Source organism: Mycobacterium sp. 48b (assembly GCF_048282725.1).
In the GTDB taxonomy this organism is placed as follows: Bacteria; Actinomycetota; Actinomycetes; order Mycobacteriales; family Mycobacteriaceae; genus Mycobacterium.
In genome coordinates this window covers 6,474,685-6,491,194 of record NZ_JBLVUL010000001.1, presented here as the reverse complement: position 1 = coordinate 6,491,194, position 16,510 = coordinate 6,474,685, and the positions used below count along the sequence as shown (strand labels likewise).

Sequence of the window (16,510 nt, the reverse complement as noted above, 5' to 3'; positions counted from 1 at the left end):
ATTCGGATCGGGTGGACGTCGCGTCAACTCGACTGAAGGATCGGTGAGGTCGCGACGATCCAATCGCCGCTGACCGGGTTGACCGACTGTTCCCGGCGATAGGTCGAGCGAAACTCGTGCAGGAGCGAATCCCGTTGCCACGCCTGTACCTGCCGCATGACGTCGTCGTCCTCGAACATCGATGACTTCTCCGCGAGAACGGTTTCGACGAGTTGACCCGCCAGTTGGCGCAGCAGCCGGGAATTCGCATCGAATTGTCCGGCGAAGTCCGGGCTGGTTCCCGTCATCGCGGTGTGCAGCGCGACCATGAAGTTCAACGGCGAGTACAAGTCGACGAATGGCACAGCGGAGGTGCGGGTTTCGACGGCAGCCCACTCCCGGAAGAATCGCTGGATGCGGTTGCTCAGTGCGATGAGCCCATCCAGGTGGGGGACGAATCCGGGATCGTCGGCCAGGCTGACGAACCGGCCATTCATGTAGAGCAGACCGATGAATCCCCAGTAGAACGCGACATCCCAGATGATCTTCGACGACATCACGGTCGGTGTGCCCATCAGGGTGTACTGGTCCTGATAGACCGCGAGCCACATCTCGGTGAGCGATCGGAACAGGGAGTCGCTGATGTGCGCGCGCCCAACGACGTCATCACCGTCCAAACCCCTGGAGATCATGTCGGTGATCAGGCCGTTTCCGATCGCGACCAGATCGAGTCCTGACGAATACAACGGATCCAGGAATATCCCGGAATCTCCTGTGAGACACCACCGGTCGCGTCCATCGAACATTTTCGTGACACCGTGGCTGTATTTCCTCATGACCCGAAAGTCCATGATCTGGTGGGCATGCTCTGCCACCACCGCGGCGCACTGCGGCTCGTGCTCACGAAGCCATGCCCTGGCCTTGTCCAGCGTGTTGAACTGCTCGAAACGATGAATCGCCGGGTCGGCCACGATGCCGACGCTTGTGGCGCCGGATGCCAGTCGGATGAGCCAGACCCAGTATCCTTCGCCCATCAGGTGGTTGGTGGACATGGCCCGGTCACCTTCGATGAGACGCCCCTGCCACACCGGGTCGTCGCTCCACCGGCCGACGTCGATCTCCGTGGCGACGCGAAACCATACGGCGTTGCAATGGTGCTCGTTGGTCTGCTTGAGATCCATTTGGCGCGGCAGCATCCGGTTCCGTCCCGACGCGTCGACCACCCACCGTGCCGTCGTCTGCGTGACCGTGTCGCCGTCCTGAAACGTGATCGTGTGCGGGCGGTTCTCGGAGGCGAAGTCGACCGAACGCCCCCGTCCGCGGGTGATCTCGACGCCGTCCGACAGGCATCGTCGGTAAAGTTCGTTCTCCAACCTCCCGCGGTCGACCTGGTAGGTCACCTGCGGTACGAACGAGGAACTCCCCAGTTCCATCCGCTGCGCGATATCCGTGTTGCCACTGTGTGAGAAGAACATCCGCAAGCCCATCTTGCGGATGTGTGCGGTGCTCAAGTGGTCCGCCAGGCCGAGGTGGTCCCGCAGATAGTGCGCCGACACCTCCACGGTCGACTCGCCGACCGTATGTGTGATCTCGGATAGCGGATACGCGTTCGGTTCGATGACCAGAACTCGCGTAGTCGGACGCGTTCGACGAATGTCCAGCGCCAATGTGAGAGCCGCTACGCCGCCTCCGATGATGGTCACGTCGTGATCTGCCGCGCGATCATCGTCGTGGGACAGGCGCGACTTGATACGTTGCGCGAGAGCCTTTCGGGTGTCCTCACTCATTTGCGATATCTGCGCTTGTACGTCCACACCTACCCTCCTCTGAAGTTGGTGTCGGCATCCCGCCGAGGCCGACTCATGCCGCATCTCGATCACGTACGCCGCCGCGGGGGTAGTTGACTCGCCTCTGCCGATTCGATTGGCGGGCCGGTATTGGGGCCGCTTTGTGCGGCGACGGCGATGTTGTTCAGCATGCCGGTGAAGATGATGCCGTGGAAGGGCCGGAGAGCGTTCCAATAGATCCTTCCGGCAAGGCCTTTCGGGAAGAAGATCGCCCGCTGGTGCAGACGGGCCCGGTCCGCACCGCGCGACTCGAGTCGCCATTCGAGCCAGGCGCGGCCGGGAGCGCGCATTTCGGCCCGCAGTCTCAACAGCAGCGGTCGCTGGATTCTCTCGACCCGCCAGAAGTCCAGGGCGTCGCCGGTGTGCAGGGTGTGGGGATGGCGGCGGCCGCGTGTCAGTCCGACCCCGCCGGTGAGACGGTCCAGCCAGCCGCGAACCGTCCAGGCGAGCGGAAACGAGTACCACCCGTTCTCGCCGCCGACACCTTCGACGACCTGCCACACCTGCTCAACTGTCGCGTCGCAGTCGATGCTGCGGTCATCGGTGTAGATGGCGTCACCGGCCCAACTCGGATCAGACGGCAGTGGGTCGGAGGGTGCGCCAGTGGGAGATGCGTTGGCCCAGGTCGTTTCGACCTCACCGTTCTTGACACGACGTAGCGCCAGAGCGACTGCATCTCGATATCGGGTCGTCCCTCCGGGCGGTGGCGGGATGATCGAGTCGATGTCGCACTCGCCGGCGACGGCGTCGGTGCTCAGGGATTCGATCAGCGCACGACCGATCCGCGGCGGGACGGGGGTCACCAAACCGATCCACAGCCCGGCGAGTCTTGGTGTGAGAACGGGGAGTACGAGAATTCGGCGACGGGCCAACCCGGCGACGTCGGCGTAGATCTGCATCATCTCGCCGTAGCGCAGGACATCGGGGCCACCGATGTCGTAGGTGCGGCTGCGCGGCAGTTCGGCGGTGGCGGCCTCGAGCAGGTAGTAGAGCACGTCGCGTACCGCAATCGGCTGGATCCGGTTGTTGACCCAGCGCGGTGTGGTCATCACCGGTAGCCGGTTGGTCAGGTGCCGGATCATCTCGAAGGACGCTGATCCGGAGCCGATCACTACTCCGGCTTGCAGTACGAGGGTGGGGACACCGGAATTCAGCAGGATTTCTCCGACCTGGCTGCGGGATCGCAGATGCGTCGAGAGCCGGTCCGATTCCGGATGCAGGCCGCCGAGATAGACGATGCGTTGCACACCGCCTCGCCGTGCGGCGCCGACAAGATTCTCTGCACTGCGGCGCTCTGCTTCGACGAAATCCCCGCGGGTGTTCATCGAGTGCACGAGGTAGTAGACGACGTCGATGTCGCGGCAGGCGGCAACGAGCGTCTCCTGGTCGGTGAGGTCGCCGCGAACGACTTCCACGTCTGCTGTCCACGGGACATCGCTGATCTTGTCGGGGTTGCGGGCCATCGCCCGAACCCGGTGCCCGGCTTCGACCAGCCGAGGGACGAGTCGACCGCCGATGTAGCCGGTGGCGCCGGTGACCAGCACCCGCGATGACGTGTCGGAACCTGGCAGCTCTGTCACGGGGTCCCCTCAACCGGGTCTCCGAGCTGCCGGGTCGCGCCGGTGCACCCGTACCAGGCGAAAACCCCCTCCCACTCCGCGGCTACGAAGCTGCTGAACACGGTTGCCACCCCACCTCCCGGAATCGAAGCTTCTTTCCGGTGATTCGTAGCCACCTGGCCGGTGGATGGGCCGCAGATCGAAATCGGGCCCCCAGAAGCGACGTTTGGCTGGCGCGCCGGTCGATAAGTGCCGAGACTGGTGCCATGGCCTACCTCAAGCCCCCGTGGTTCGTCCAGAAGGTGTTCAACCGGATCGCGATGGCCACCGGCATCGGCCACAGCGAGACCCTGACCCTCACCACGCGGGTCAGCAAACAGCCACAGCAGATCCCCGTCGTGGTTCCTGTGGTCGAAGGTGTCAGGTACCTGGTCTCCACCCGGGGTGAATCGGAATGGGTCCGCAACATCCGGGCCAACCCGCGCGTGACGCTGGGCAAGTCCAGCTACCTGGCGGCGGAGGTGCCGGTGGAGCAGCGGGCGCCGATCATCGCGGCCTACCGCCCGCTGGCAGGCAAGGTGGTGGAGGGGTATTTCCGCGATCTGCCCGATGACGCCGATCACCCCGTGTTCGCGCTGACGCCCGCCGGGTGACCGCGCCCACTACACCCTGTAGTTGACGCATTTGCACCGGCTGGGACACTGGTGGCCATGCGTGTTGATCAACCGCAGACTCAGCGATCGGCCCAGCTGTTCGCCGACGCCTGCGCAGTCATCCCCGGCGGAGTGAACTCCCCGGTGCGTGCCTTCAACTCCGTCGGCGGCACCCCCAGGTTCATCACCTCGGCCAAGGGCTACTGGCTGACCGATGCCGATGACAACCGCTATGTCGACCTGGTCTGCTCGTGGGGGCCGATGCTGCTCGGCCACGCCCACCCGGCGGTGGTGGAGGCCGTGCAGAAGGTGGCGGCCGACGGGCTGAGCTTCGGTGCCCCGACCCCGTCGGAGACCGAGCTGGCCGCCGAGATCATCGGCCGGGTGGCGCCCGTCGAACGGCTGCGTCTGGTCAACTCGGGCACCGAGGCCACCATGAGCGCGATCCGCCTGGCCCGCGGCTACACCGGCCGTGCCAAGATCATCAAGTTCTCCGGCTGCTACCACGGTCACAGCGATGCGCTGCTGGCCGATGCCGGCTCCGGCGTGGCCACCTTGGGCCTGCCGTCCTCGCCCGGTGTCACCGGAGCGGCGGCGGCCGACACCATCGTGCTGCCGTACAACAACGTCGCCGCGGTGGAGGAGATCTTCGGCCGGTTCGGCGACGAGATCGCTTGTGTCATCACCGAAGCCAGCCCGGGCAACATGGGCACGGTGCCACCGTTGCCCGGCTTCAACGCGGCGTTGCGCCGGATCACGGCGGCCCACGGGGCGCTGCTGATCCTCGACGAGGTCATGACCGGCTTCCGGGTGAGCCGGGCCGGCTGGTACGGCCTCGATCCGGTCGATGCCGACCTGTTCACCTTCGGCAAGGTGATGAGCGGCGGCCTGCCTGCCGCGGCGTTCGGCGGCAGTGCCGACGTGATGGGGCGGCTGGCCCCGCTGGGGCCGGTCTACCAGGCCGGGACGCTGTCCGGTAACCCGGTGGCGATGGCTGCCGGGCTGGCCACGCTGCGCAATGCCGACGACGCTGCCTACGCACGCCTGGACGCCAACGCCGACCGGTTGGAAGGCCTGCTCACCGGTGCGCTCACCGACGCGGGCGTGGCCCACCGGGTGCAGCGCGCGGGCAACATGCTCAGCGTGTTCTTCACCGACGAGCAGGTCGACGACTTCGCCGCGGCCAAGGCCACCGAAACCTCGCGCTTCCCACCGTTCTTCCACGCGCTGCTGGAGGCCGGGGTGTACCCGCCGTGCAGCGCCTTCGAAACCTGGTTCGTCTCAGCGGCTCTGGACGACGAGGCGTTCTCGCGCATCGCCGATGCGCTGCCCGGCGCGGCGCGTGCCGCCGCGGAGGCCAAACAGTGACCGTCCGGACGACCGTGCACGTGATGCGGCACGGCGAGGTGCACAACCCTGAGAAGGTGCTCTACGGGCGGCTGCCCGGCTACCACCTGTCCGACCGCGGGCGGGCCCAGGCGCAGGCCGCCGCGGACTGGCTGGCCGGCAAGGACATCGTCTACGTGGTGGCCTCGCCGCTGGAGCGGGCTCAGGAGACGGCCACCCCCATCGCCGACAGCCACGGGCTGCCGATCTTCACCGACGACGAGCTCATCGAGTCGTGGAACATGTTCGAGGGGGAGCGGGTGGCCCCCGGCGACGGCGCACTGCGTGACCCGCGGAACTGGCCCCGGCTGCGCAATCCGATGAAACCGTCCTGGGGCGAGCCTTACGACGAGATCGCACCCCGGATGATGGCCGCCATGCACCGCGCCCGGGAGAAGGCGGCCGGGCACGAAGCGGTGTGCGTCAGCCACCAGCTGCCGGTCGAGACACTGCGCCGGGCCATGACCGGACGCAAGCTGGCCCACCTGCCGTTGCCGCACAGCCGGCTGTGCAACCTGTCCTCGATCACGTCGTTCACCTTCGATGACGCCTTGCTGGTCCGATGGGGCTACACGGAGCCCTGGGGAATCTGAATGAGGTCGTTGGTCGCCCGGGTGAGCGCGGCGGTGCTGGCAGGGCTGGTGCTGCTCACCGGATGCTCGACGGGTGACGACGCGGTGGCCCAGGGCGGCACCTTCGAGTTCGTCGCACCTGGCGGCAAGACCGACATCTTCTACGACCCACCCGAAAAGCGCGGTACGCCAGGCAAACTGAGCGGACCTGAACTGACCGATCCGAACAAGACCATCGCGCTGGAAGATTTCGCAGGCAAGGTCGTGGTGATCAACGTGTGGGGCCAGTGGTGTGGGCCGTGCCGGGCCGAGATCGGCCAGCTGCAGAAGGTCTACGACGCTACGCGCGACAAGGGTGTTGCCTTCTTGGGCATCGACGTGCGGGACAACAACCGCGAGGCCGCAGTCGATTTCGTCACCGACCGCAAGGTCACCTTCCCGTCTGTCTACGACCCGGCGATGCGGACCATGATCGCGTTCGGCGGCAAGTACCCGACCACGGTGATCCCGTCGACGGTGGTGCTGGACCGTCAGCACCGGGTGGCCGCGGTGTTCCTGCGTGAGCTGCTGGCCGAGGATCTGCAACCGGTCGTCGAGCGGTTGGCAGCCGAACCGGGGCCGCAGAAATGACCGGATTCGCCGAGATCGCCGCGGCCGGGCCGGTGCTGCTGGCACTGGGGATCAGTGTGCTGGCCGGGCTGGTGTCGTTCGCCTCGCCGTGCGTGGTGCCGCTGGTGCCGGGCTATCTGTCCTATCTGGCCGCCGTCGTCGGGGTGCAGGAATCCCCGGTCGTCACCGAGCCCGGGATGACGAAACAAGCGACCCGGACCGCGCGGCTGCGGGTTGCCGGTGCCGCCGCGCTGTTCGTCGCAGGTTTCACCGTGGTGTTCCTGCTCGGTGCGGTGGCGGTGCTGGGGATGACCACCACTCTGATCGCCAATCAGGTTCTGCTGCAACGCATCGGTGGTGTCGTGACCATCGTGATGGGCCTGGTGTTCGTCGGCTTCATCCCGGCGCTGCAACGTCAGGCCCGGTTCGCGCCACGGCAGTGGTCCACGATGGCCGGGGCCCCGTTGCTGGGTGCGGTGTTCGCGCTGGGCTGGACGCCGTGCCTGGGGCCGACGCTGACCGGGGTGATCGCGGTGGCCTCGGCCACCGACGGTGCGACCGTGGCCCGCGGGGTGGTCCTGGTGTTGGCCTACTGCCTGGGCCTGGGCATCCCGTTCGTGCTGCTGGCGCTGGGTTCGGCGCGGGCGGTGACCGGTCTGGGCTGGTTGCGTCGGCATACCCGCACCATCCAGATTCTCGGCGGGGTGCTGCTGATCCTGGTGGGCACCGCCCTCGTGACGGGTCTGTGGAGCGACTTCGTGTCGTGGGTGCGCGACGCGTTCGTCAGTGATGTGAGGCTGCCGATATGACCGACGCCGAAACTCGGCGCCCTGGAGTGTTGTCGCGCCTGGTCGCGCTGGTCCGGAACACCTGGCGGACCCTGACGTCGATGGGCACCGCGCTGGTGCTGCTGTTCCTGTTGGCGCTCGGCGCCATCCCGGGTGCGTTGTTGCCGCAGCGCAGCCTCAACGAGTCCAAGGTCGACGAGTACCTGGCCGCCCATCCCACGCTGGGACCGTGGCTGGATCGCCTGCAGGCCTTCGACGTGTTCTCCAGCTTCTGGTTCACCGCGATCTACGTGTTGTTGTTCATCTCCCTGGTGGGCTGCCTGACGCCCCGGATGATCGAGCATTTCCGCAGCCTGCGGGCGGTTCCCGTGGCGGCGCCGCGCAACCTGGGCCGGCTGCCCAAACACCATGCCGAGCAGCTGCGCGCCGACGCCGACGAGGTCGCCCAGACCGTGACACAGCGGCTCAAGGGCTGGCGCAAGGTCTCCCGCACCGAGGACGGGATCACCGAGATCTCGGCCGAGAAGGGATATCTGCGGGAGTTCGGCAACATCGTCTTCCACTTCTCGCTGCTGGGGCTGCTGGTGGCGGTGGCCGCGGGCAAGCTGTTCGGCTACGAGGGCAACGTCATCGTCATCGCCGACGGCGGCCCCGGATTCTGCACCGCCTCCCCGGCCGCGTTCGACTCGTTCCGGGCCGGTAACACCGTCGACGGCACCTCGCTGAGCCCGATCTGTCTGCGGGTCAACGACTTCGATGCGCACTATCTGCCCACCGGGCAGGCGCTGTCGTTTGCCGCCGACATCGACTACCAGTCCGGCGACGACCTGGCCGCCGACACCTGGCAGTCCTACCGCCTCGAGGTCAACCACCCGCTGCGCATCGGCGGCGACCGGGTGTACCTGCAGGGCCACGGGTATGCGCCGTCGTTCACGGTGACCTTCCCCGACGGCCAGCAGCGCAGCCAGACCATCCAGTGGCGGCCCGAGGAACAGATGACGCTGCTGTCCTCCGGGGTGGTGCGCATCGACCCGCCCGCCGGTACGTATCCCGACGCCGACGAGCGCCGCAAGCACCAGGTCGCGATCCAGGGCCTGTTCGCGCCGACGAAGCAACTCGAGGGCACGCTGTTGTCGTCGAGCTTCCCGGCGCTCAACGACCCGGCTGTGGCCATCGACATCTACCGCGGAGACACCGGCCTGGACACCGGCAGGCCACAGTCGTTGTTCTCGCTCGATCCCCGGTTGATCGAACGAAAGCAGCTGACCAAGGCGGCCCGCGTCAACCTGGTGCAAGGCCAGGACACCCGGCTCGCCGACGGCACCAAGGTCCGGTTCGACGGCGCGGTGCCGTTCGTCAACCTGCAGGTCTCGCACGACCCGGCCCAGGTCTGGGTGCTGGTGTTCGCCATGTCGATGATGGCCGGGTTGCTGGTGTCGTTGGTCGTGCGCCGGCGCCGGATCTGGGTTCGGATCCAACCGGCCGCTGCGGGTACGGTGAACGTCGAGCTGGGCGGGCTGGCCCGTACCGACAACTCCGGTTGGGGCGATGAGTTCGAGAAGCTGACCGCGCGGCTGTTGGAGGGCTACGACGACGCGCCGGCGGTAGAAGAGAAGGCGGAGCAGTGAATACCGAGCACATCGACATCGGGCTGGCCAGGTACTCCGACTGGGCGTTCACGTCGTCGGTGGTGGTCCTGGTCGGCGCGCTGATCCTGCTCGCCGTCGAACTCGCGTACAGCCGTGGCCGTCGTGTCGATGAGCGCTCGCGCGAAGAGCAAATGGCTGGAGCGGCCGTCCTCATCGGCGCCACGGTCGGTGCCGACAGTGCCACCCCCGGCGTCGTCGCCGAGGAACCGCGGCGGCCGTTCGACGAGCGGGTCGGCAAGACGGGCCTGGCACTGACCTATGTCGGCATCGGCATGCTGTTCATCTGCATCGTGCTGCGCGGCCTGGCCACCTCGCGGGTGCCGTGGGGCAACATGTACGAGTTCATCAACCTGACCAGCTTCTGCGGGCTGATCGCGGCCGCGGTCGTGCTGCGTAAGCCGCAGTACCGCGCGCTGTGGGTGTTCGTGCTGGTTCCGGTGCTGATCCTGCTGACGGTGTCCGGGCGCTGGCTGTACTCCAATGCCGCCCCCGTGATGCCCGCGCTGCAGTCCTACTGGCTGCCCATCCACGTTTCGGTGGTCAGTCTGGGTTCCGGGGTGTTTCTGGTGGCCGGTGTGGCCAGCATCCTGTTCCTGCTGAAGATGTCGCCGCTGGCCGACCGCGACAATGCGTTCGGGCGGATCATGCAGCGCGTACCCGACGCGCAGACCCTCGACCGGATCGCCTACCGGACCACGATCTTCGCGTTCCCGATCTTCGGTTTCGGTGTGATCTTCGGTGCCATCTGGGCCGAGGAGGCGTGGGGCCGGTACTGGGGCTGGGACCCCAAGGAGACGGTGTCGTTCATCGCGTGGGTGGTGTACGCGGCATATCTGCACGCGCGCTCGACCGCGGGTTGGCGGGACCGCAAGGCGGCCTGGATCAACGTCGTGGGGTTCGTCGCGATGGTGTTCAACCTGTTCTTCATCAACCTGGTGACCGTGGGTCTGCATTCGTATGCGGGGGTCGGCTAGACACCGTCGGTTTGGTGAGGTGACCGTGTGCCCCGAGGTGTGGGCGCAGCCGCGGTCCGGTCGGAAGCGTGTGGAAAAGAGGGGAATTCGTGTCCGAGCCAGTGTCCGATCCAGTGTCCGAACCAAGGTCTGAGTCGGCGTCCGAGCCGGCCGAGACGCCGGAGTCCGCCGCCCCGCAGGACACCAGCGAACCGTCAACGGATGCCACGCTCGACGAGCCGACCGTGGTTCGCCCGGCCGCACCCGCCGCGGATGCTGTGCCGTCGGCTTCCCCGGCCGTCGCTCCGCCCCCGGTCGCCGAGCCTCCGCCCGTTCCGTCGGTGTTCGCGCCGGTGCCCGGATTCCGCGGTCAGCAGCGGTTCAGCAATCCCGCCGAGCCCGGTGTCTCCACACCGCTGCCCGCGGAGTGGACCGCGCCGACACCGCCGCACGGTGTCCCGGTGATCACCGCACCACCGGTGCCCGGACACTTTCCGGGGCCCGTCGCCGCGAACTTTCCAGGCCCCGCGTCGGGGCCCTTCGAGCGTGCCGCCGGTGGTGACTTCGCCACGCCCTACCGGGACCTGTCCACCGCCGCACTGCTCGGTCAACGCAAGAACCCGCCCACCTCGGGCTGGCGCAAGGCCCTCTATGTCGCATCGTTCAAGCAGGTCAACGTTGGCGAGAGCCCCAAGGCCACGCACCGCAACAACCTGGTCGCCGAGGTCAGCCAGCCGCTGCAGGGCTGCTACCGGATCGCGCTGATGTCCCTGAAGGGCGGCGTCGGCAAGACCACCATCACCGCAACGCTGGGCGCCACGTTCGCCTCGATCCGTGGAGACCGGGTGGTCGCGGTCGATGCCAACCCCGATCGGGGCACGCTGAGCCAGAAGGTGCCGTTGGAGACGGCGGCGACGGTGCGGCACCTGCTGCGTGACGCCGAAGGCATCGAGCGCTACAGCGACGTGCGGGCCTACACCTCACAGGGCCCGAGCCGGCTGGAGGTGCTGGCGTCGGAGAGCGACCCGGCGGTATCGGAGGCGTTCAGCTCCGACGACTATCTGCGCGCGCTGGAGGTGCTGGAGCGGTTCTACAGCCTGGTGCTCACCGACTGCGGGACAGGGTTGATGCACTCGGCGATGTCGGCGGTGTTGTCCAAGGCGGACGTGCTGGTGGTGATCAGCTCGGGTTCGGTGGACGGGGCGCGCAGTGCGTCGGCGACGCTGGACTGGCTCGACGCCCACGGCCATCAGGATCTGGTGCGCAATTCCATCGCGGTGATCAACGCGGTGCGGCCACGTTCGGGCAAGGTCGATCTGTCCAAGGTGGTGGACCACTTCTCCCGGCGGTGCCGTGCGGTGCGGCTGGTGCCGTTCGATCCGCATCTTGAAGAGGGCGCCGAGATCAGCCTGGACCGTCTCAAGCCCGGTACCCGCGAGGCACTGATCGAGCTGGCAGCGGTGGTGGCGTCCGACTTCGCGGGGGCACGCCGGTCGACGAACTCGCGCGCCTGAGCAGGCTAGCTGCGGGGATTGTCGCCGTGCCCGAGCCGGCGCAGGAACTCCGGGTCGTCGTCGGGGCCGATCACACGGGTCTTGGTCTGACTGCCAGAAACCCGCGCCAGCCGCCAGCCGATGTACACCAGGCTTGCTGCGGCAATGAGCAGGAGTAGATACGCCACTCGAAACCTCCTTGATCCGAATATACGCGCCGTCGGTAGGCTCGGAGCGTGTCAGGAAGTGGTTCGACCTCCCGCATGGTCACCGACGTCGTGGTTTACCTCATTGCCCGGCTGGTGCTGGTCGCTGTGCTGACGGCAGCGATCTACGGCCTGGGTCATCTGGTGGCGGGGGATTTCCCGGTCGTGGTGGCGTTGCTGTTCGCGATCGTGATCGCACTGCCGCTGGGGATCTGGCTGTTCCGGCCACTGCGTGAGCGGGCGACGGCCTCCATCGCGGTGGTCGACGAGCGGCGCCGCAAGGACCGCGAGCAGCTGCAGGCCCGGTTGCGCGGCGACGAGCCGCCGAAATCCAAATAGCAGCAAATCTTCACTCCCAGAACGCGATCAGCCTTCTGGGGGATAGCCGGTAACAAGAATTGGGGGTCAGCGCCGTCGTTTCCGGCGCCCCGGTCGGCGAGGCTTGAGTTACTCGAATTGAGTTGGCTGACAAAGGAGTACGCCACCATGAGTAACCCGATACGTGTGTTGATGCTCGTGACCGCGTCCGCTGCGGCGATTGCGCTGGCACCCGCGGCCCAGGCCGATCCGGGCGCACAGACCTGTACCGCCGCAGGAGCGACCTCGACGGTGTGCCGATCCGAGGGCAATGCCCAGATCGTCGCGACCCCGCCGTCCGTCGACTACCAGGCCCAGTACCCGTTCTTCGGGCCGTACGGGCTGCTCTTCCATCACTGACCCGTCTGCGGCTGACCACAATTGAGCGGGATCGAGGCGCGGATGGTGGTGCCGCCTCCCGGTGGGCTGGTGACGCTGAGCTGACCGGACAGTGCCTCGGCACGGTCGGCCAGACCGATCAATCCCGACCCGGCCCCGGTGACCGCACCGCCCACACCGTCGTCGCACACCTCCAGGTGCAGGGTGTGGTCGGTGACGGTGGCCGCCACTGCCACGGCCGTGGCCCCGGAATGCTTGGCCGCGTTGGTCAATGCCTCGGCGAGGACGTAGTAGGCGGCCACACCCACCGACTCGGGGATCGGGTCGCTCAGGTCGACCTCGACGTCGACCGGGATCGGTGAGCGCCGGGCCAGGGAGCGGATCGCGGCGCCAAGGCCGCTGCGGGACAGCACGGCCGGATGCATTCCGCGGGACAGCTCCTGCAGTTCGGTCGACAGTGCCGACAGCCCGGCCACGAGGCTGTCGAGCTGATCGATGAGTTCTTCCTGGCCGGCCGGTATCGATGCCTGGGTGGCCCGCAGCGCCAGGCTCAACGACACGACCCGCTGCTGGGCACCGTCGTGCAGGTCGCGTTCGAACTGGCGCCGAGCCTGGTCGGCGGCCGTCACGATCCGCGCCCGCGAGGCGGTCAGTGCGGCACGGGTTTCCGAGTTGGCGATCGCGGTGGCCACCAGGTCCGCGAAGTCGCCGACACGGGCCTCGGTGCCGGCGTCGAAGGAGCGCGGCCGGGCCGATCCGACCACCAGCAGACCGCGCACCCGACCGTCGACGGTGATGGGTGCGCCGACGGCCGATCGGATCCCGATGCCCCTGATGCGCGACGCGGTGACCCCGGTTTCTGTGGCGTAGTCCTCGATGCGGGCCGGTCCGGCGGTGTCGGCGATCGCGGCCAGCAGCGATCCGCGCTCCAGCGGGAATCGTTCCCCGATGTGCAGCTTGGTCGCACCGTGTGGGTCGCGCGAGGCCAGCACCGCAGCGGTCCCGTCGTCCCGATAGAGCAGCAGCCCCACGTGGTCCATGCCCAGGCCGCCGGCCAACTCCGCGACCGCCACCGGGTAGACCTCGTCGGGATGCGATCCGCGGGCCACCAGGGTCGCGACGTGGCGCAGCGCCGCCTGCTGTCCTGCCAGTGCTGCGGCATCGGCAGCCCGCAGCCGGGCCTGCCCGACCAGCACATTGGTCAGCAGCGCCACTGGCAGAAAGACCAGGATCGCGGCGATGTCCTGGTCGTGGATCGGGAGCAGCGCGCCGTGGGTCTCCATGTGGAAATGCACGTACACCACGGCGCTGACCAGGGACGTGGCCACCGCCAGCCCCATTCCCCAGCCGGCCGAGACCACCAGAACCCCGAGCAGGAACACCGCGCCGAAGGAGCTTTCGGGCGCGGCTTTGCGCAACTGGGTGACGACAAGGGTCTCGGCGGTGATGAAGACGAGGGCGACGACGATCCCGACGGCCAGCGGCGGCGCCTTCGGCCGCAGCAGCATCCCGAGCAGCCGGGCACGCGCCGACCGCCAGGGCCGGTCGGCGAGGGTCGGGACAGCACGGGTGACAGTCATTTGAACAGTAGGAACGCTACGCCGCCGGGGTTCATGCCGGCTGTGCGGCGATTTTCCGGCTAGCGGTAATGCGACCGCGATCCGGGGCTGAGACGCTGGTTTCATGACTCGGAAGTGGAGGCCCGGTGCGTTGCCTCATCGTCGATGACAGCGCGGGATTCCGCAGCGCCGCGACCCGGCTGCTGGGCGGCGGCGGGGTCGAGGTCGTCGGTGCCGTGTCCGATGGCGAGCAGGCCCTCAAGCTGTGCGACGAACTACAGCCGGACGTGGTGCTGCTCGATGTGGTGCTCGGCGCCGAGAGCGGATTCGACGTTGCCGAGCAGCTGCACCGCAGCGCTCACCGGCCGCTTGTGATCCTCACCTCGACCTACTCCGAGCAGGATCTGGTGGAGGTGATCGCGGCCAGTCCGGCGCTGGGCTTCGTGCCGAAACACGCCTTGTCGGTCAACGCGATTCGCGAGCTGACGGCTACCGCGCTTCCAAATAGGTGATCACCGCGCGGACTCGGCGGTGGTCGTCGCCGGTCTCGGCGAGGTTCAGTTTGGTCAGGATGCTGCGGACGTGTTTTTCCACGGTGCCCTCGGTGACCCAGAGCCGGCGTGCGATCCCTGCGTTGGAGCGGCCCTCGGCCATCAGCATCAGGACTTCGCGCTCGCGGGCGCTGAGGGCGGCCAGCGGATCGTCGCGGCGGCGGGCGGAGACCAATTCGGACACCAGCGCGGGGTCGACCACGGAGGCGCCCTTCGCGATCCGTTCCAGGGTCTCGACGAAATCGTTGACGTCGGTCACCCGGGTCTTGAGCAGATAGCCGATGCCGTGGCCGCTGGCGAGCAGTTCGGTCGCGTGCTCGACGTCGACGTGCGCGGACAGCACCAGGATGCCGGTGTCGGGGGACTCGGCGCGGATCACCTTCGCCGCATCGAGGCCCTCGGTGGTGTGGGTGGGTGGCATCCGGATGTCCACCACCGCCAGCTGCGGAGCGTGATCCCGAACCAGGGCAAGCAATTCCGCGGCATCGGCGGCCTGTCCGACGACGTCGAACCCGGACCGGTCGAGCAGGCTGGCCAAGCCCTCACGCAGAAGCACGTCGTCGTCGGCGACGACCACCCGCAGCGCATTCATCACGACCATGAACGTACCGGTTGGCACCCCGTTCCGTCGGGGTGGTGCTACCGGATAAAGGCCGAACCCTTTTCCTGGTCCAGATAGGTTTCGGCCTTGTTCTTGAGGAAGACCACGTACACGCAGAGCGACAGGGCGATGCACACCGTGACGTAGGCGATGAACCACGGCACCATATCCCGGTCCTTGAGAGCCTGGTAGATCACCGGCGCGGTGCCGCCGAACATCGAATTCGCCAGGGCGTAGCCGATTCCCACACCGAGAGCGCGCACGTGGGAGGGGAACAGCTCGGATTTCACCAGGGCGTTGATCGAGGTGTATCCGGTCAGGATCACGTAGGCGACGGCGACCAGCAGGAACGACAGGATCGGTGAATGTGTCTGGGGCAGATAGGTGAACAGGACGTACGTGTAGATCACCCCGCCGATGCCGAACCACACCAGCAGCGGTTTGCGGCCCACCTTGTCGCTGATCATCCCGCCGACGGGCTGGATCGCCATCAGGAAGATCAGCCCGATCAGATTGATCCAGGTGGCCGTCATGGCCTGGTCCTTGTAGGTGGTCTTGACGATCGCCGGGGCGTTGACGCTGTAGGCGTAGAACGCCAGGGTGCCGCCCATCGTGATCAGGAAGCACAGCAGCAGTGGCTTCCAGTAGCGGGTGAGCAGCTCGCTCAACGAGCCTGAGCTCTTGTCCTTGCCTTCCCGGATGGCCTCGAGTTGTTCGGGGGACAGCGATTCGTCCATGGTGCGGCGCAGCCAGAACACCACGATCGCGGCCACGCCGCCGATGGCAAAGCCGATGCGCCAACCGAATTCGTGGACCTGCTCGGTGCTGAGCGTGGTGAGGATGATCAACAGGGTGAACTGTGCCAGCACGTGTCCGCCGACGAGCGTCACGTACTGGAACGAGGAGAAGAAGCCGCGCCGTTCCCGGGTGGCGGCCTCGGACATGTAGGTGGCCGAGGTGCCGTACTCGCCGCCGGTGGCGAAGCCCTGCACCAGCCGGCACAGGATGAGGATGATCGGCGCTGCGACACCGATGGTTTCGCGCGACGGCACGAGTGCGATCACCAGCGAGCACAGTGCCATCAGCGAGACGCTCACGGTCAGTGCGGCGCGGCGGCCGCGCCGGTCGGCGAAGCGGCCGAAGAACCACGAGCCGATCGGGCGGGTGAGGAACGTGACGGCGAAGATCGCGTACACGTAGACCGTCGCGTTCTTGTCGGCCTTGTCGAAGAACTGCGCTTCGAAGTAGGTGGCGAACACCGTGTAGACGTAGACGTCGTACCACTCGACGAGGTTGCCCGACGAGCCCCTGATGGTGTTCCAGATGGCCCGACGGGTTTCGGCACGGCCCGACGGTGCGGGCTGATGCGCCTCGGTCGAAGTGGTCATGCGCATCCCCCAGGTGGTCGG

The 16,510-nt window shown here is 67.2% G+C and carries 17 protein-coding genes; 11 read left to right on the top strand and 6 right to left on the bottom strand.

Annotated features, from left to right (window positions below):
* Positions 1-23: 23 nt before the first annotated feature.
* Both ACNQR1_RS31740 and ACNQR1_RS31735 read right to left on the bottom strand, forming a co-directional pair.
* On the bottom strand, positions 24-1,766 hold the full coding sequence (locus tag ACNQR1_RS31740) for an NAD(P)/FAD-dependent oxidoreductase (protein WP_418049496.1): 1,743 nt from the start codon (positions 1,764-1,766) through the stop codon (positions 24-26).
* 89 nt (positions 1,767-1,855) lie between these two features.
* Positions 1,856-3,406, bottom strand: coding sequence for an SDR family oxidoreductase (locus ACNQR1_RS31735; RefSeq protein ID WP_418049495.1), 1,551 nt, complete (start codon positions 3,404-3,406; stop codon positions 1,856-1,858).
* Between the two features lie 245 nt (positions 3,407-3,651).
* Between ACNQR1_RS31735 and ACNQR1_RS31730 the strand changes: the two genes are divergently transcribed.
* The 8 genes from ACNQR1_RS31730 (at position 3,652) to ACNQR1_RS31695 (ending at position 11,509) form a co-directional block, all read left to right on the top strand.
* Complete coding sequence (locus ACNQR1_RS31730; RefSeq protein ID WP_418049494.1) at positions 3,652-4,038, top strand: nitroreductase/quinone reductase family protein; 387 nt, start codon at positions 3,652-3,654, stop codon at positions 4,036-4,038.
* A gap of 57 nt (positions 4,039-4,095) precedes the next feature.
* On the top strand, positions 4,096-5,406 hold the full coding sequence (hemL, locus tag ACNQR1_RS31725) for a glutamate-1-semialdehyde 2,1-aminomutase (RefSeq protein WP_418049493.1): 1,311 nt from the start codon (positions 4,096-4,098) through the stop codon (positions 5,404-5,406).
* Positions 5,407-5,429: 23 nt separating this feature from the next.
* The gene (locus tag ACNQR1_RS31720; RefSeq protein WP_418050579.1) at positions 5,430-6,017 is read left to right on the top strand and encodes a histidine phosphatase family protein; all 588 of its coding nucleotides are present in this window, start codon (positions 5,430-5,432) and stop codon (positions 6,015-6,017) included.
* Positions 6,018-6,626: a TlpA disulfide reductase family protein gene (locus ACNQR1_RS31715; RefSeq protein ID WP_418049492.1), complete on the top strand. Its 609-nt coding sequence runs from the start codon at positions 6,018-6,020 to the stop codon at positions 6,624-6,626. It begins immediately after the preceding gene.
* Complete coding sequence (locus ACNQR1_RS31710; protein WP_418049491.1) at positions 6,623-7,414, top strand: cytochrome c biogenesis CcdA family protein; 792 nt, start codon at positions 6,623-6,625, stop codon at positions 7,412-7,414. Before ACNQR1_RS31715 ends, ACNQR1_RS31710 begins: the two co-directional genes overlap by 4 nt.
* Before the next feature lie 80 nt (positions 7,415-7,494).
* Positions 7,495-9,021 carry a cytochrome c biogenesis protein ResB gene (locus ACNQR1_RS31705; RefSeq protein WP_418050578.1) on the top strand — a complete coding sequence of 509 codons (1,527 nt, stop codon included), beginning with the start codon at positions 7,495-7,497 and terminating at the stop codon, positions 9,019-9,021.
* Entirely contained in the window at positions 9,018-10,016 is a 999-nt protein-coding gene (gene ccsB / locus ACNQR1_RS31700; protein ID WP_418049490.1) for a c-type cytochrome biogenesis protein CcsB, read from the top strand. The genes ACNQR1_RS31705 and ccsB overlap by 4 nt, the downstream gene beginning before the upstream one ends.
* An 89-nt stretch (positions 10,017-10,105) precedes the next feature.
* On the top strand, positions 10,106-11,509 hold the full coding sequence (locus ACNQR1_RS31695; protein ID WP_418049489.1) for an AAA family ATPase: 1,404 nt from the start codon (positions 10,106-10,108) through the stop codon (positions 11,507-11,509).
* 5 nt (positions 11,510-11,514) lie between these two features.
* On the opposite strand, the gene ACNQR1_RS31690 is transcribed toward ACNQR1_RS31695, so the two are convergent.
* Positions 11,515-11,676, bottom strand: coding sequence for a hypothetical protein (locus ACNQR1_RS31690; RefSeq protein WP_418049488.1), 162 nt, complete (start codon positions 11,674-11,676; stop codon positions 11,515-11,517).
* A 75-nt stretch (positions 11,677-11,751) separates the two neighbouring features.
* Here ACNQR1_RS31690 and ACNQR1_RS31685 point away from each other — a divergent pair, with 75 nt between their 5' ends.
* Both ACNQR1_RS31685 and ACNQR1_RS31680 read left to right on the top strand, forming a co-directional pair.
* Entirely contained in the window at positions 11,752-12,033 is a 282-nt protein-coding gene (locus ACNQR1_RS31685) for a DUF4229 domain-containing protein (protein WP_418050577.1), read from the top strand.
* 147 nt (positions 12,034-12,180) lie between these two features.
* Entirely contained in the window at positions 12,181-12,411 is a 231-nt protein-coding gene (locus ACNQR1_RS31680) for a hypothetical protein (RefSeq protein ID WP_418049487.1), read from the top strand.
* On the opposite strand, the gene ACNQR1_RS31675 is transcribed toward ACNQR1_RS31680, so the two are convergent.
* Entirely contained in the window at positions 12,405-13,970 is a 1,566-nt protein-coding gene (locus tag ACNQR1_RS31675; protein WP_418049486.1) for a GAF domain-containing protein, read from the bottom strand. The two genes, ACNQR1_RS31680 and ACNQR1_RS31675, sit on opposite strands and share 7 nt — an antisense overlap.
* A gap of 125 nt (positions 13,971-14,095) precedes the next feature.
* Here ACNQR1_RS31675 and ACNQR1_RS31670 point away from each other — a divergent pair, with 125 nt between their 5' ends.
* Positions 14,096-14,461: a LytR/AlgR family response regulator transcription factor gene (locus tag ACNQR1_RS31670; RefSeq protein ID WP_418049485.1), complete on the top strand. Its 366-nt coding sequence runs from the start codon at positions 14,096-14,098 to the stop codon at positions 14,459-14,461.
* Here the strand turns inward: ACNQR1_RS31670 and ACNQR1_RS31665 are convergent.
* Both ACNQR1_RS31665 and ACNQR1_RS31660 read right to left on the bottom strand, forming a co-directional pair.
* Positions 14,439-15,092, bottom strand: coding sequence for a response regulator (locus ACNQR1_RS31665; RefSeq protein ID WP_418050576.1), 654 nt, complete (start codon positions 15,090-15,092; stop codon positions 14,439-14,441). The genes ACNQR1_RS31670 and ACNQR1_RS31665 overlap by 23 nt on opposite strands.
* 47 nt (positions 15,093-15,139) lie before the next feature.
* Positions 15,140-16,489 (bottom strand): MFS transporter, encoded by a 1,350-nt coding sequence (locus ACNQR1_RS31660; RefSeq protein WP_418049484.1) that lies wholly within the window; start codon positions 16,487-16,489, stop codon positions 15,140-15,142.
* Positions 16,490-16,510: the final 21 nt, after the last annotated feature.

What these genes read in the sequence shown, in the direction of transcription:
- hemL (WP_418049493.1), top strand. Translation starts at nt 4,096, where the DNA reads ATGCGTGTTGATCAACCGCAGACTCAGCGATCGGCCCAGCTGTTCGCC.
- ACNQR1_RS31685 (WP_418050577.1), top strand. Translation starts at nt 11,752, where the DNA reads ATGGTCACCGACGTCGTGGTTTACCTCATTGCCCGGCTGGTGCTGGTC.
- ACNQR1_RS31730 (WP_418049494.1), top strand. Translation starts at nt 3,652, where the DNA reads ATGGCCTACCTCAAGCCCCCGTGGTTCGTCCAGAAGGTGTTCAACCGG.
- ACNQR1_RS31665 (WP_418050576.1), bottom strand. Translation starts at nt 15,092, where the DNA reads ATGAATGCGCTGCGGGTGGTCGTCGCCGACGACGACGTGCTTCTGCGT.
- ACNQR1_RS31710 (WP_418049491.1), top strand. Translation starts at nt 6,623, where the DNA reads ATGACCGGATTCGCCGAGATCGCCGCGGCCGGGCCGGTGCTGCTGGCA.
- ACNQR1_RS31680 (WP_418049487.1), top strand. Translation starts at nt 12,181, where the DNA reads ATGAGTAACCCGATACGTGTGTTGATGCTCGTGACCGCGTCCGCTGCG.
- ACNQR1_RS31675 (WP_418049486.1), bottom strand. Translation starts at nt 13,970, where the DNA reads ATGACTGTCACCCGTGCTGTCCCGACCCTCGCCGACCGGCCCTGGCGG.
- ACNQR1_RS31705 (WP_418050578.1), top strand. Translation starts at nt 7,495, where the DNA reads ATGGGCACCGCGCTGGTGCTGCTGTTCCTGTTGGCGCTCGGCGCCATC.
- ACNQR1_RS31660 (WP_418049484.1), bottom strand. Translation starts at nt 16,489, where the DNA reads ATGACCACTTCGACCGAGGCGCATCAGCCCGCACCGTCGGGCCGTGCC.
- ACNQR1_RS31715 (WP_418049492.1), top strand. Translation starts at nt 6,018, where the DNA reads ATGAGGTCGTTGGTCGCCCGGGTGAGCGCGGCGGTGCTGGCAGGGCTG.
- ACNQR1_RS31720 (WP_418050579.1), top strand. Translation starts at nt 5,430, where the DNA reads ATGCGGCACGGCGAGGTGCACAACCCTGAGAAGGTGCTCTACGGGCGG.
- ACNQR1_RS31740 (WP_418049496.1), bottom strand. Translation starts at nt 1,766, where the DNA reads ATGAGTGAGGACACCCGAAAGGCTCTCGCGCAACGTATCAAGTCGCGC.